The 13386-nt window shown below is 73.3% G+C and carries 17 protein-coding genes; 2 read left to right on the plus strand and 15 right to left on the minus strand.

Going from position 1 to position 13386, the window contains the following annotated elements; translation table 11 throughout:
• Positions 1-56: 56 nt before the first annotated feature.
• Entirely contained in the window at positions 57-1244 is a 1188-nt protein-coding gene (locus J3P36_RS09245) for an SAM-dependent methyltransferase (RefSeq protein ID WP_210507347.1), read from the plus strand.
• On the opposite strand, the gene J3P36_RS09250 is transcribed toward J3P36_RS09245, so the two are convergent.
• From J3P36_RS09250 to glmS, 11 genes are all read right to left on the minus strand, one after another.
• Complete coding sequence (locus J3P36_RS09250; protein ID WP_307807024.1) at positions 1228-1566, minus strand: DUF4190 domain-containing protein; 339 nt, start codon at positions 1564-1566, stop codon at positions 1228-1230. The genes J3P36_RS09245 and J3P36_RS09250 overlap by 17 nt on opposite strands.
• 29 nt (positions 1567-1595) lie before the next feature.
• Positions 1596-1922, minus strand: coding sequence for a DUF4190 domain-containing protein (locus J3P36_RS09255; RefSeq protein WP_210507349.1), 327 nt, complete (start codon positions 1920-1922; stop codon positions 1596-1598).
• 63 nt (positions 1923-1985) lie between these two features.
• Entirely contained in the window at positions 1986-2438 is a 453-nt protein-coding gene (locus J3P36_RS09260; protein ID WP_210507351.1) for a DUF4190 domain-containing protein, read from the minus strand.
• Between the two features lie 22 nt (positions 2439-2460).
• The gene (locus J3P36_RS09265; RefSeq protein ID WP_210507353.1) at positions 2461-2757 is read right to left on the minus strand and encodes a DUF4190 domain-containing protein; all 297 of its coding nucleotides are present in this window, start codon (positions 2755-2757) and stop codon (positions 2461-2463) included.
• Positions 2758-2886: 129 nt separating this feature from the next.
• On the minus strand, positions 2887-3951 hold the full coding sequence (tsaD, locus tag J3P36_RS09270; RefSeq protein WP_210507355.1) for a tRNA (adenosine(37)-N6)-threonylcarbamoyltransferase complex transferase subunit TsaD: 1065 nt from the start codon (positions 3949-3951) through the stop codon (positions 2887-2889).
• The gene (gene rimI / locus J3P36_RS09275) at positions 3948-4412 is read right to left on the minus strand and encodes a ribosomal protein S18-alanine N-acetyltransferase (protein ID WP_210507357.1); all 465 of its coding nucleotides are present in this window, start codon (positions 4410-4412) and stop codon (positions 3948-3950) included. Before rimI ends, tsaD begins: the two co-directional genes overlap by 4 nt.
• Entirely contained in the window at positions 4409-5014 is a 606-nt protein-coding gene (gene tsaB, locus J3P36_RS09280) for a tRNA (adenosine(37)-N6)-threonylcarbamoyltransferase complex dimerization subunit type 1 TsaB (protein ID WP_210507365.1), read from the minus strand. The genes rimI and tsaB overlap by 4 nt, the downstream gene beginning before the upstream one ends.
• A gap of 29 nt (positions 5015-5043) precedes the next feature.
• Entirely contained in the window at positions 5044-5475 is a 432-nt protein-coding gene (gene tsaE / locus J3P36_RS09285) for a tRNA (adenosine(37)-N6)-threonylcarbamoyltransferase complex ATPase subunit type 1 TsaE (protein ID WP_246854573.1), read from the minus strand.
• Positions 5476-5504: 29 nt separating this feature from the next.
• Positions 5505-6611: an alanine racemase gene (gene alr / locus J3P36_RS09290; protein WP_210507370.1), complete on the minus strand. Its 1107-nt coding sequence runs from the start codon at positions 6609-6611 to the stop codon at positions 5505-5507.
• Positions 6608-6967 carry a holo-ACP synthase gene (locus J3P36_RS09295; protein ID WP_210507372.1) on the minus strand — a complete coding sequence of 120 codons (360 nt, stop codon included), beginning with the start codon at positions 6965-6967 and terminating at the stop codon, positions 6608-6610. Before J3P36_RS09295 ends, alr begins: the two co-directional genes overlap by 4 nt.
• Before the next feature lie 22 nt (positions 6968-6989).
• Entirely contained in the window at positions 6990-8837 is a 1848-nt protein-coding gene (glmS, locus tag J3P36_RS09300) for a glutamine--fructose-6-phosphate transaminase (isomerizing) (protein ID WP_210507374.1), read from the minus strand.
• A gap of 86 nt (positions 8838-8923) precedes the next feature.
• On the opposite strand from glmS, the gene coaA reads away from it, so the two are divergent.
• On the plus strand, positions 8924-9868 hold the full coding sequence (gene coaA, locus J3P36_RS09305; protein ID WP_210507376.1) for a type I pantothenate kinase: 945 nt from the start codon (positions 8924-8926) through the stop codon (positions 9866-9868).
• 86 nt (positions 9869-9954) lie between these two features.
• Here coaA and glmM read toward each other — a convergent pair whose 3' ends face one another.
• From glmM to truA, 4 genes are all read right to left on the minus strand, one after another.
• Positions 9955-11322, minus strand: a complete 1368-nt coding sequence (glmM, locus tag J3P36_RS09310; protein WP_210507378.1) for a phosphoglucosamine mutase — start codon at positions 11320-11322, stop codon at positions 9955-9957.
• An 18-nt stretch (positions 11323-11340) separates the two neighbouring features.
• A complete protein-coding gene (gene rpsI, locus J3P36_RS09315) occupies positions 11341-11826 on the minus strand; it encodes a 30S ribosomal protein S9 (RefSeq protein WP_210507380.1) in 486 nt (161 codons plus the stop codon).
• 26 nt (positions 11827-11852) lie between these two features.
• The gene (gene rplM / locus J3P36_RS09320; protein WP_210507382.1) at positions 11853-12299 is read right to left on the minus strand and encodes a 50S ribosomal protein L13; all 447 of its coding nucleotides are present in this window, start codon (positions 12297-12299) and stop codon (positions 11853-11855) included.
• Between the two features lie 121 nt (positions 12300-12420).
• A complete protein-coding gene (gene truA, locus J3P36_RS09325) occupies positions 12421-13356 on the minus strand; it encodes a tRNA pseudouridine(38-40) synthase TruA (RefSeq protein WP_210507384.1) in 936 nt (311 codons plus the stop codon).
• Between the last annotated feature and the right edge of the window lie 30 nt (positions 13357-13386).

The following is a 13386-nucleotide window of genomic DNA, read 5'->3' on the forward strand; positions in this document are numbered from 1 at the left end:
TGGCACTCCTGCAATGCGAGTGCTAGCGCCACAGGGCGGGCGGCTACCGTTGACGCGTGGAGAACTCGGAGATCCTCGCCCTCCTCACTCCCGAGGGTCTGCGACTGCTCGACGAGGTGCCGTCGTACGGCTCGGGCGCGGACGTCCTCCGGGTGTCGGCGGCGCTGCGCAAGGCGGGCCATCCTCCGGCTCTGGTCGCCGCGGTGCTGACGCAGGCGCGGCTCCGGCAGAAGGCGCGGGCGAAGTTCGGCGAGTTCGCGGACCGGATGCTGTTCACCCAGGACGGACTGGAGCAGTCCACACGTCTGGCGGTGGCCGCGCTGCACGCGGGCCGCTACCGGCAGGCGGGCATCGAGCGGGTGACCGACCTCGGCTGCGGGGTGGGCGGGGACGCGCTCGCCCTCGCGGCCCTCTCGCTGGAGGTGCGCGCCGTCGAGCGGGACCCGATCACCGCGGCCGTCGCCGCCTTCAATCTCGCCCCCTTTCCGAACGCCGCGGTCGAGGCGGCCTCCGCCGAGGACGTTCAGCTCGCGCCGGACGAGGCGGTCTTCCTGGATCCCGCCCGCCGTTCCGGGGGCCGCCGCGTCGGCGCCGACGAGTGGTCCCCGTCGCTCGACTTCTGCTTGGGGCTGCTCGCGGAGCGACCGACGGGTCTCAAGCTCGCGCCTGCCTTCGACCGGACCCGAATCCCCGCCGAGGTCGAGGCCCAGTGGGTGACGGCCGGCGGCGAGACCGTCGAGCTCCTCCTCTGGTCCGGACCCCTGCAGCGCGAGGGCGTGCGGCGCAGCGCGCTCGTGCTCGCGGCGGACGGCGCCCCGCGAGAGCTGACCGGCGGCGCGGACAGCCCGGACGTGGAGGTCGCGCCGCTCGGACGCTTCGTGCACGAGCCCGCGGGGGCCGTGATCCGCGCCCGCCTGATCGGCGACCTCGCCCGCGCTACGGGCGCAGGCATGCTGAGCGAGGGCGTCGCCTATCTCACCGGCGACGTCCCGCTGGACTCGCCGTTCCTCGCGACCTTCGAGGTGCAGGCGGCGATGCCCTTCGACGAGCGCCGGATCGCGCGCGAGCTGCGCGAGCGGGGCATCGGCCGCCTCGAGATCAAGAAGCGCGGGGTGGACGTCGATCCTGCGATCCTGCGAAAGCGGCTGAACCCGAAGGGCGACGCGGAGGCGACCCTGCTGATCGCGCCGGTGGACGGCAAGCGCACCGCGATCCTGGCGAGGCGCGTCAGCCCGGCAGCGTGACGATCGGCGCCAGCACCGCGAAGTAGACGGCCCACCAGGCGAGGAACAGCACCAGGCCTGCATAGCCGAGCGCGAGCGCGGCGACCGCGAGGCGTCGCCCACCGGTGCCTCGTGCGCGGATGCGGCCGAGGGCGAGATGCCCGAGCACGACGGCGAGGAGCGAGAGCCCGGCGATGGCGACCACCAGCGCCGCGATCGCGAGGCCGTCCGCGGGCTGCCGCGGCTCTCGGCGGGGCCGCCGCAGGGGCTCCTCGTCGGGCTGGGGATCAGCAGGGGCGAACGCGGCCGGGGGCGCGGCCGGCCGCGGCTCCGCGGAGGGCACTTCCGGAAGGGGACGAGGCTGCTCGTCCGTCACAGCGGGGTGACGAAGGGGAAGACCGCGAGGAAGGCGAAGGGCAGCAGCAGCGACAGCACGAGCAGCACGCCGAGGCCGAGGACGGCCGCGATGCCGACGTAGCCGAGCACGAGCCCGGTCACCGCGAGACTGCGCCCCTCCGGCTCGCGCCGCAGCGCGAGGTGGCCGAGGACGACGGCGGCGATGGAGGGCAGCCCGAGGAAGGCCCAGCCGAACACGAGTCCGCCCGCGCCGAGCGCGAGCGACGCGATGCTCAGCCCACGGGGCGGCTGAGCCGGCGGGAAGGACTGGTTCGGGGAGTACGGGGAGTACGGGGAGGTCATGGGAGCGCCTTGGCAGGCGGGAACGGCCGGCACGAGACCCGCGCCGGCCGTTCCCGCGCCGGGTCAGGGGGAGGTGGAGAAGTCGCCGCCGGTGGAGAAGCCGCCGTAGGACGCGAGCGCCACGATCCACAGGATGAGCGAGATGATCGCGATCGCGAGGCCGACGAAGCCGAGGATGATGCCGGTCAGCCAGAAGCCCTTCGGCGCCCACGGCTCCTTCGACTTGCCGAGGAACCCGAGCACCACCGCGCCCGCGGGGATGAACAGCTGCATGATCGAGCCGAAGATCGGGAGGATCACGACGAAGGCGCCGAGGACGCCGAGGATGCCGAGGACCAGCGAGATGATGCTCAGCACTGCCGGCTTCTGCGCCGGCGCGCCGCCGGCGTAGGGGCTCTGCCCGTACGGGCTCTGGCCGTAGGGGCCCTGTCCGGCGCCGTAGGCGTTCGAGGCGGGCGTGGCCGCGTAGTTCGGCTCCTGCGGCTGAGGCGGAGGGGGAGGGTTCTGATCGGACATGGCCGTTCCTTTCCGAGGGCGGTCAGCTGGTGACGACGCCGCTGGAGACGGCGATCGAACCGGCGACGAAGATCAGGATGAGGATCAGGATCTGGGCGATCAGCCAGAGGTAGCCGAGGACGAGTGCCGCGATCGCGAAGCCTCTGCCCCGCTCACCCCGGCTCTTCGTCTGGCTCAGCCCGATGTGGCCGAGGATGATCCCGATCAGGGGCACGCCGACCAGGGCCAGCACGAAGGCGACGATGCTGAGCACGTTGTACGGGCGCTCGTCGATCGACGAGGACGCGTAGGACGGCGAGGGGGGCAGGGGCTGGGACATTGGCGGGAGACGCTCCTGGTTTCCAGCAACACCGAAGGTCGGCGCGGCCGGTGCAATCGTCCCAGCCGCTCCGGGGGCTGTCAACGAAGGCGCACCCCGTGTCGGGGGCGCGGAACGGGGGCGCGGGCGCTAGGCGACGAGGACGTCGGTGACCGGCAGCGTCGAGTCCGCGCCGAAGCCGAGGCCCGACGGCGCGCGACCCGCCGCCACGAGTCCCGCTCCCACCGAGGCGATCATCGCGCCGTTGTCGGTGCACAGCGACAGCGGTGGGATGCGCAGCTCGACGCCGGCGGCGGCGCACCGCTCCTCGGCGAGCCGGCGGATGCGAGCGTTGGCGACGACTCCGCCTCCGAGCAGGAGGCGGGGCACCTCGCGGTCTCGGCACCCGGCGACCGCCTTGCCGATGAGGACGTCGGCGACCGCCTCCCGGAAGCTCGCCGCCACGTCGGCGACGGGGACGGCCGACCCGTCCGCCTCGGCCTTCTCGACCCAGCGGGCCACCGCGGTCTTGAGCCCGGAGAAGGAGAAGTCGTAGCGGTGCCGCTCCAGGTCGCGGGGCTGGGTGAGGCCGCGGGGGAAGCGGATGGCGCCGGGATCGCCGTCGGCGGCGGCGCGGTCGATCTGCGGTCCGCCGGGGTAGGGCAGACCGAGGAGGCGGGCGACCTTGTCGAAGGCCTCGCCCGCGGCGTCGTCGATCGTCTCGCCGAGCAGCTCGACATCCTCGAGGAGGTCGCGGACGAGGAGCAGCGACGTGTGCCCTCCCGACACGAGCAGCGCGACGGTCGCCTCGTCGAGCGGCGGTGCGGGCGGCTCGCCCGGCGGGCGGAGCAGGTCGGCACCGACGTGCCCGATGAGGTGGTTGACGCCGTAGAGCGGCTTGCCGGTCGCGGCGGCGAGGCCCTTCGCCGCGCCGATGCCGACCATGAGGGCGCCGGCGAGGCCCGGTCCCGCGGTGACCGCGATCGCGTCCAGGTCGGCGAGGCGCACGCCGGACTCGTCGAGCGCGCGGTGGAGCGCCGGCTCGATCGCCTCGAGGTGGGCGCGGGCGGCGACCTCGGGCACGACGCCGCCGTACCGCGCATGCTCGTCCATCGAGGAGGAGATGACGTTGGCGAGCAGCTCCCGCCCGCGCACGATGCCGACGCCCGTCTCGTCGCAGGAGGTCTCGATGCCGAGGACGAGGGGGCCGGTCATGCCGCTCCTCCCCCGCCGCGGCGCATGACGAGCGCGTCGACTCCGTCCGGCTGGTAGTAGCCGCGGCGCACGCTGATCTGCTCGAAGCCGAGCGACCGGTAGAGCTCCTGGGCCGACGGGTTGTCGGCGCGCACCTCGAGGAACACCCGCTGGGCGCCGCGGCGCTCCGCCTCGGCGAGCAGCGCCGTCACGAGCGCGCGGCCGAGCCCGCGCCGGCGGGCCTGCTCGGCGACGGCGACGGTCTGGATGTCGGCGTCCTCGGCGCCGATCGGCGAGAGCAGTCCCGCGTAGCCGTCGATGCTCTCCTCGTCCGACACGGCGACCAGGTAGGCGGCGTGCGGGTCGCCGATCTCGCGGCTCATGGTCTGCGCCGACCACGCGTCCCTCGGGAAGGTGGCGCGCTCGATGGCCATGATCGCCTCGAGGTCGGCGATCGTGGCGGGGCGGAGGGTCCAGGTCATCCGCTCACCTTCTTCGGCACGGAGAGGGTGACGTCCGGCGAGCGCAGGTAGAGCGGCTCGATGGGGACCACGGGCCGGTCCGCGCGCAGAGCGCGCGCGGCGACGAGGCCGAGCCAGCCGGCGGAGAGCGAGGTGGCGTCGATGCGCGACTCCGCGACGGGAACGGCGTCGGGCTTCGCGAGGGCGGGCCCGTCGACGCGCACGGGGAGGCCGTCACCGTCGAGTCCCGCGTAGCGCGACCAGTAGAGCTCCCGGCGGCGGGCGTCCGTCGTCACCACGACATCCCCGTCGAGGCCAGCGGCCGCCGCGATGGCGTCGTGGCTGACGACACCCAGCGCGGGAAGCCCGGCGGCGAGGGCGAAGGTGCGGCCGGCGGCCATCCCGACCCGCAGCCCGGTGAACGGCCCGGGACCCACGCCGATGGCGACCGCCTCGAGGTCGGCCGCGGTCACGCCGGCGTCGGCCAGCACGCCGGCGATCAGCTCGCCGACCACTTCGGCGTGCCGCAGCGGATCGGCGACGCTGCGCTCCGCGAGCACTCCGCGAGCGGCGTCGACGACGGCCGCGCCGGTGCCGGCGGAGCTGTCGATGGCGAGGAGCACCGGATAAGCCTACGAGGCCGCGGGGAAGCTCAGACCGGGAGGCCGGCGCTCCAGCGCGCTCCGAAGCCCTCCACGCGCACGACGCGGGGCTGGTCCTCGTCGTCGCCGGCGAGCGCCGGGCGCTCGATCGTCACGTCGAGGCGCGAGTCGACGAGCCCGTCGATCATGCCGGCGCCCCACTCCACCACGACGACGGAGTGCGGGAAGTCGATGTCGAGGTCGTCGAGCTCGACCGCGGAGGCGAGTCGGTACGCGTCGACGTGCACGAGGGGAGCTCCGCCGCGAAGGGACGGGTGGGTGCGCGCGAGCACGAAGGTCGGGCTCGTGACCGGCCCGCGGACGCCGAGGCCCTCGCCGATCCCGCGGGTCAGCGTCGTCTTGCCGGCGCCGAGCGGACCGGTGAGCACGACGACGTCGCCGGGACGCAGCGCGGCGGCCAGCCGGAGGCCGAGCTGGTGCATCGCCTCGGCGGTGGGCACCTCGAGGATCGTCACGCGTAGGTCCGCTCGACGCGGGGACCGATTCGCGTGACGATCTCGTAGTTGATGGTGCCGGCCCATTCCGCCCACTCGTCCGCGGACGGGTGGCCGGCGGCCGGGTCGCCGAAGAGGACCGCCTGGTCGCCGACCGCGACGGGCGCGTCGCCGACCTCGACCACGAGCTGATCCATGGCGATGCGGCCGCGCACCGGATGCCGGCGTCCGCCGATCTCCACTTCCGCGAGACCCGAGGCGGCGCGCGGGACGCCGTCCGCGTAGCCGAGCGGCACGAGCGCGAGCCGCGTGGCCTCCGGAGCCCGCCAGGTGTAGTCGTAGGAGACGCCCGCCCCCGCCGGGACGGTGCGGACGGCGGCCACCCGCGTGCGCAGGGTCATCGCCGGGGTCAGGCCCAGCTCCGCGGAGGTCACGCCGGCGAGCGGGGAGAGCCCGTACACGCCGATGCCGAGGCGCACGAGGTCGAAGCGGGCGTCCGGACGCTGCACGGTGCCGGCGGTGGCGGCGAGGTGGCGGAGCTCCGGCGTGATGCCGTGCTCCTCGAGCAGGTGCAGCGCGCGCCGGAACGCGGCGAGCGCCGTGGCGTCGTCGTCCTCGGACGCGTTCGAGAGGTGCGACATCACGCCGCGGACCCGGAGAAGCCCGGCCCGCTCGAGCAGGGCGGCGCGCTCGAACGCCGCCGGCCACTCCTCCGGCGCGAGGCCGTTGCGGCTCAGCCCCGTCTCGACCTTCAGGTGCACGTGCGGCAGGGCCTCGGCGTCCGCCGCCGCGACCGCGTCGAGCTGGTCGAGCGTCGAGACGCCGATGTCGATTCCGGCGTCGATCGCGGCGCGGAACTCGGCGCGCGGGTCGTGCAGCCAGGCGAGCATCGGGGCGCGGACACCGTCGGAGCGCAGCGCGAGGGCCTCGGCGAGGTCGGCCAAACCGAGCCAGTCGGCGCCGCCGTCGAGTGCCGCACGGGCGGCCGCGGCGGCACCGTGCCCGTAGCCGTCCGCCTTCACCACGGCCATGGCGTGCGGTGTGCCGGCGAGGGAGCGCAGGCGGGCGACGTTGCCGCTGATCGCGCCGAGATCGACGGCCGCCTCGCGCAGGGGGCCGGTCATGCCAGGCGCTCCGCGACGACGAACGCGCAGGCGACGCCGCCGTCGTGGGTCATCGACAGGTGCAGGTCGGTGATGCCCCGTTCGGCGAGCATCTCCGCCACGCCGCCGCCCGCGCTGATGTGCGGGTTGCCGTGCTCGTCCGAGTCCACCACCATGTCGACCCAGCGAAAGCCCGCGCGGGTCTCCCCGATCGCCTTGATGAGGGCCTCCTTCGCGGCGAAGCGCGCCGCGAGCGACGCCGTCGACCGGTTCCGCTCACCCTCCGCGAAGAGACGCGGCAGCAGCGCGGGCGTCCGCGCGACCGCGCGGTCGAAGCGCGCGATGTCGACCACGTCCACGCCGATCCCGACGATCATCGGAGCCGCTCCGCGCGGCCCGTCACTCGACCGTGACGGACTTGGCGAGGTTGCGGGGCTGGTCGACGTCGAGGCCCTTCGCGGCGGCGAGCTCCATCGCGAAGATCTGCAGCGGCACGACGGACAGCAGCGGCTCGAAGAGCGCGGCCGTGAGCGGGATGCGGATGACGTCGTCGGCGAAGGGCAGCACCGCGACGTCACCCTGCTCGGCGATCGCGATGATGTGGGCGCCCCGGGCGCGGATCTCCTGGATGTTGGAGACCACCTTCGGGTGCAGCGAGTTCGAGTCTCGAGGGCTCGGGACGACGACGAACACCCGCTGCCCCGGCTCGATGAGCGCGATCGGGCCGTGCTTGAGCTCGCCGGCGGCGAAGCCCTCCGCGTGGATGTAGGCGAGCTCCTTGAGCTTCAGCGCGCCCTCGAGCGCGATCGGATAGCCGACGTGGCGGCCGAGGAACAGCACCGAGCGGGTGTCCGACATCCCGCGGGCGAGCTCCTGGATCTCCTCCGCCGTCTCGAGGACGGTGCGGAGCTTGTCGGGCAGCGCGCCCAGCTCGTCGAGGGCGTCGCGCAGCTGGGTCTCGTCGAGGTGGCTGCGGACGCTCGCGAGGTGCAGCGCGAGCAGGTAGAGGGCGGTGACCTGGGCGACGAACGCCTTGGTGCTCGCCACGGCGACCTCGGGGCCGGCGTGCGTGTAGAGCGCGGCGTCCGACTCGCGGGCGATCGTGGCGCCCTGAGTGTTGCAGATGGACAGCGTCGTCGCTCCGCGCTCGCGCGCGTACTTGACGGCCATCAGGGTGTCCATGGTCTCGCCGGACTGGCTGATCGAGACGACGACGGTGCGCGGGCCGATCACGGGCTCCCGGTAGCGGAACTCGTGCGACAGCTCCACGTCGACGGGCACGCCCGCCCACTTCTCGAGGGCGTACTTGCCGAGCATGCCCGCGTAGGCGGCGGTGCCGCAGGCCAGGATGAGCACGCGGTCCGCGTCGGCGAGCACCGAGCCGACCCCGTCGAGCTCGGGCAGGCTCACCTGCCCGTCGGCGATCCGGCCGCGCATGGTGTTGGCGACGGCGTCCGGCTCCTCGCTGATCTCCTTCGCCATGAAGCTCGACCAGCCGCCCTTGTCGGCAGCGGCGGGGTTCCAGTCGATCTCGAAGGGGTGCGTCTCGACCGCGTTGCCCTCGAAGTCGGTGACCTCGATGGCGTCGGGGCGGATGGTGACGATCTGGTCCTGGCCGATCGCGACGGCGCGGCGGGTGTGCTCGACGAACGCGGCGACGTCGGAGCCGAGGAAGTTCTCGCCCTCGCCGAGCCCGATGACGAGCGGCGAGTTGCGGCGAGCGCCGACGACGACGCCGGGCTGGTCCTCGTGCAGGGCGAGCAGGGTGAAGGCGCCGTGCAGGCGGCCGACCACGCGGCGGAAGGCGAGCGTCAGGTCGCCGGTCTCGCGGTACTCGCGGCCGAGCAGGACGGCGGCCACCTCGGTGTCGGTCTCGCTCGCGAAGGTGAAGCCCTCGCCGACGAGCTCCTCCTTCAGCGCGGAGAAGTTCTCGATGATCCCGTTGTGGATGACGGCGAGCTTGCCGTCATCGCCGAGGTGCGGGTGGGCGTTGCGATCGGTGGGGCCGCCGTGCGTCGCCCAGCGCGTGTGGCCGATGCCGGTGGTGCCGTCCGCGATCGGGCTGGCGGTGAGCTCCTCGGTGAGGACGTTGAGCTTCCCGGCGCGCTTGTGCGTCGAGAGGCGCCCGCCCGCGTCGATCATGGCGACGCCCGCCGAGTCGTAGCCTCGGTACTCCAGGCGCCGCAGGCCCCCGATCAGCACCCCGAGGCTGGGGCGGTTGCCGACGTACCCGACGATTCCACACATGCGCCCAATCCTACGGAAGGCGGGAGCGGAGTCCGGTCCCCCGTTGTGGTCAAGCGCGTCGGCCCGGCGCGGCTACGCTGAAAAGGATGTCCGAGCCCGCAGCAGCGTCCAGCGGGACTCCGTTCCTCGAGATCGACCGGGCCCGCTGGGCCGCGCTCGCTCCGGCCGCCGCCCTTCCCCTCGACGAGCGGCAGCTGATCCGGCTCCGGGGACTCGGTGAGCCGCTTGAAGCCGACGAGGTGGCCGACGTGTACGCGCCGCTCAGCCGGCTGCTGAACCTCTACGCGACGGCGCGTCGCCGGCTGCACCAGGACACGTCGGCGTTCCTCGGCGAGCAGGAGTCCAAGGTGCCGTTCGTGATCGGCATCGCCGGGTCGGTCGCCGTGGGCAAGTCGACGGTGGCCCGCCTCCTGCGCGAGCTGCTGTCGCACTGGGAGGGCACGCCCCGGGTCGAGCTCGTCACGACGGACGGCTTCCTGCTGCCGAACGCCGAGCTCGAGCGGCGCGGGCTCATGACCCGCAAGGGGTTCCCCGAGTCGTACGACCGCCGATCCCTGCTGCGCTTCCTCAGCCGCGTGAAGAGCGGCGTCGAGGAGGTGCGCGCCCCCTTCTACTCGCACCTCAGCTACGACATCGTGCCGACCGCCGAGATCGTGGTCCGTAGACCCGACGTGCTCATCGTCGAGGGGCTCAACGTGCTGCAGCCGCCGACCGTGGGCGGCAAGCTGGCGGTCAGCGACCTGTTCGACGTCGGGATCTACGTGGACGCGCGCACCTCGGACATCGCCCGCTGGTACGAGGAGCGATTCCTGCGCCTGCAGCGCGGCGCGTTCGCCGACCCGAAGTCGTACTTCCACCGCTACGCGTCGCTCACCGAGAGCGAGGCCCGCGAGCGGGCGCGCTCGATCTGGGCGGAGATCAACGAGCCGAACCTCGTCGAGAACATCCTCCCGACGCGCTCGCGCGCCTCGCTGGTGCTCCGCAAGGACTCGGACCACAGCGTCCGCTCGGTCCTGCTCCGCAAGCTGTAGAACCCGCGCACGAGAAGTGCCCGCTGCGGCGCGAAGTGCCCGCTTCAGGCGTCACTTCGCGCCGCAACGGGCACTCGGCGGAGGGGTCAGGCGACGACGGCGAGGCGCTCGCGGACGACCGCGGCGAGCTCGTTCGCCACGTTCTCGGCGGTGTGCTGGTCCGCGGCCTCGACCATGACGCGGACCATCGGCTCGGTGCCGGACGGGCGCAGCAGGACGCGGCCCGAGTCGCCGAGGCGCTGCTCGGCGCCGGCGACGGCCTCCGCGATCGCGTCGTCGCCGCCGAGGCGGTCGCGGTCGACGCCCTTCACGTTGACGAGGACCTGCGGGTACATCGTGACCGCGGACGCGAGCTCGGCGAGGGTCTTGCCGGTGCGGGCCATCTCGCCCGCGATGTGCAGGCCGGTGAGGAGGCCGTCGCCGGTCGTCGCGTGGTCGGTCATGATCACGTGGCCCGACTGCTCGCCGCCGAGGGAGAGGTTCTTGGCGGTCAGCTCCTCGAGCACGTACCGGTCGCCGACGCGCGTCTGCACCACGTCGATGCCGTTCTCGCGCATCGCCATGGTGAGCCCGATGTTGCTCATCACCGTGGTGACCAGGGTGCGCTCCCGCAGCACGCCGCGCTCCGCCATGCCGAGGGCGAGGATCGCCATGATCTCGTCGCCGCCGATGATGTTGCCCTGCGCGTCGACCGCGAGGCAGCGGTCGGCGTCGCCGTCGTGCGCGATGCCGAGGTCGGCCCCGTGCTCGACGACGGCGGCCGCGAGCGGTCCGAGGTGGGTCGAGCCGACGCCGTCGTTGATGTTGATGCCGTCGGGGTCGTTGCCGATGACGGTCACGCGAGCCCCCGCGTCGGAGAACACCTCGGGCGAGACGCCGGCCGCCGCGCCGTTGGCGCAGTCGATCACGACGTGCAGCCCGTCGAGGCGGGCCGGGAGCGTCGTGAGCAGGTGCAGGACGTAGCGGTCCTCGGCGTCCGCGAACCGGCGGATGCGGCCGACCTGCGCGCCGACCGGCGCGAGCTTCGGCTCGTCCAGCGCCGCCTCGATCCGGTCCTCGACCTCGTCGGGCAGCTTCACTCCGCCGCGGGCGAAGATCTTGATGCCGTTGTCGGGAGCGGGATTGTGCGATGCCGACACCATGACGCCGAAGTCGGCGTCGATGTCCGCGATCAGGAACGCGGCGGCGGGCGTCGGGATCACGCCGGCGTCGAGCACGTCGACGCCGGAGCTCGCGAGCCCGGCGGCGACCGCGGCGGTCAGGAACTCGCCCGAGACCCGGGGGTCGCGGGCGACGACGGCGACGGGTCGGCGGCCCTGCGCGCGGCGAGCCTCCGCGCTGCGCCCCCTGCCCAGGACGACCGCAGTCGCCTGGGCGAGGGAGAGCGCGAGCTCCACCGACACATCGCGGTTGGCGAGGCCTCTGACCCCGTCAGTGCCGAAGAGTCGTGGCATGTCTCCGGACGCCGTGGATCAGCGCTTGGAGAACTGAGGCGCCTTGCGGGCCTTCTTGAGACCGGCCTTCTTGCGCTCGGTGACGCGGGCGTCACGGCTGAGGAAGCCGGCCTTCTTGAGCGTCGGCCGGTTGTTCTCGGCGTCGATCTCGTTGAGCGCACGGGCGATCGCGAGGCGCAGGGCGCCCGCCTGGCCGGAGGGGCCGCCGCCGGTGATCTTCGCGATCACGTCGTAGCTGCCGAGGAGCTCGAGGACCTTGAACGGGTCCGTGATGAGCTGCTGGTGCAGCTTGTTCGGGAAGTAGTTCGCGAACTCACGGCCGTTGACCGTGATGGTGCCGCTGCCCGGAACGAGGCGCACGCGGGCGATGGCCTGCTTGCGGCGGCCGACGGCCGCACCCGGGACGTTGAGGACGGCGCGCGGGGTGGCCGGCGCGGCCTCGACGGGGCTCTCGGTGGTGAAGCTCGAAGGAGCGTTGTCGATGGAGTCTGCGATTCTCGCCATGTTCGTGAAGTCCTTGAGGGCCGGCGCTACTGAGCGACCTGGTTGAGGGTGTACGGCGTGGGCTGCTGGGCAGCGTGGGGGTGCTCGGGGCCCGCGTAGACCTTGAGCTTCTTGAGCTGGGCGGCGCCGAGCGAGTTCTTCGGCAGCATGCCGCGGATCGCCTTCTCGACGGCGCGGGTCGGGTGCTTCTCGAGCAGCTCGGTGTACGAGGTGGCGGTGAGGCCGCCCGGGTAGCCGGAGTGGCGGTACGCCTTCTTCTGGGCGAGCTTCGAGCCGGTCAGGGCGACCTTCTCCGCGTTGACGATGATGACGAAGTCACCGGTGTCGACGTGGGGGGCGAAGGTGGGCTTGTGCTTCCCGCGGAGGAGGGCAGCCGCGTGGCTGGCGAGGCGACCGAGGACGATGTCGGTCGCGTCGATCACGAGCCAGTTGCGCTGGATCTCGCTCTCCCGGGGCGTGTAAGTGCGCGTCACGGTAGGTGCTTTCTTGTCGAGGTGTTCGTGGATCCCGCTCCGATGGGCGTTCCCCCTGGGAACGGCCGCGGTGGAGGGCTCAACTGAAGGCGTCGCAGTGCGCGAACGCCAACGGGAGAGCTTACCCGATGGCGGGCGGGGCGACAACCGAGGCGGTCTCGTGCGCCTGGCGGCGTGCACGGGTCTGCTCGGCGCGGGCGGCGAGATCGGCGTCCCGCGGATAGCCGACCTCCAGGAGGGTGAGCCCGCGGGCCGGCATCACGATGAACTCGCTGCTGCGGGCGCCCGCGCCGAGCAGCTGCTGCGGCCTGTCGATCGGCAGGCGGCCCTCCCCCACCGCGACGGCGGCGCCGACGAGGGCGCGGACCATCGAGTGGCAGAACGCATCGGCCTGGACGCGGGCGACGAGCACGCCGTCGCCGCCCCGGTGCCACTCGTAGTCCTGCAGCGTGCGGATGGTGGTCGCCTCGGCGCGCGGCTTGCAGTAGGCGGCGAAGTCGTGCAGGCCGAGCATCGCGCGCGCGGCGGCGTTCATGGCGTCCGCGTCCAGCGCGGTCGGATGCCACACGGTCCGGTGGCGGTCGAGCGGGCTCCTGGTCTCCGGGGTGTCGGCGATGCGGTACTCGTAGCGCCGCCACACCGCGCCGAAGCGGGCGTCGAACCCGTCGGGGGCGAGGTCGGCGGCGGTCAGGACGACGTCCGACGACAGACCGAGGATGCCGTTGAGGCGGGCGGCGAGCCGCTCCCCGGGCGAAGCGGTCGAGCGCGTCCGCCGCTCCCGGGAGAGCGCGGCGACCTGTTCGTCCGTGAGGTCGACGTGAGCGACCTGGCCGAGCGCATGCACGCCGGCGTCCGTGCGGCCCGCCACGACCAGCGAGGGGACGGGCGGATGCCGGCGCAGGAGCATCCCGAGCGCGTCCTCGAGCACACCCTGCACGGTGCGGAGGCCGGGCTGACGCGTCCAGCCGTGGAACCCGGTGCCGTCGTAGGCGACGCGCAGGCGGAAGCGGGTGGTCGCCGCTTCCCCCGTCGCCGGGGTCGCGCCCTGTTCCGTCACCCCGGAAGTCTAGGTGTGCCGCCGCGGAAC

It is taken from the genome of Naasia sp. SYSU D00057 (genome assembly GCF_017916505.1).
GTDB lineage: Bacteria > Actinomycetota > Actinomycetes > Actinomycetales > Microbacteriaceae > Naasia.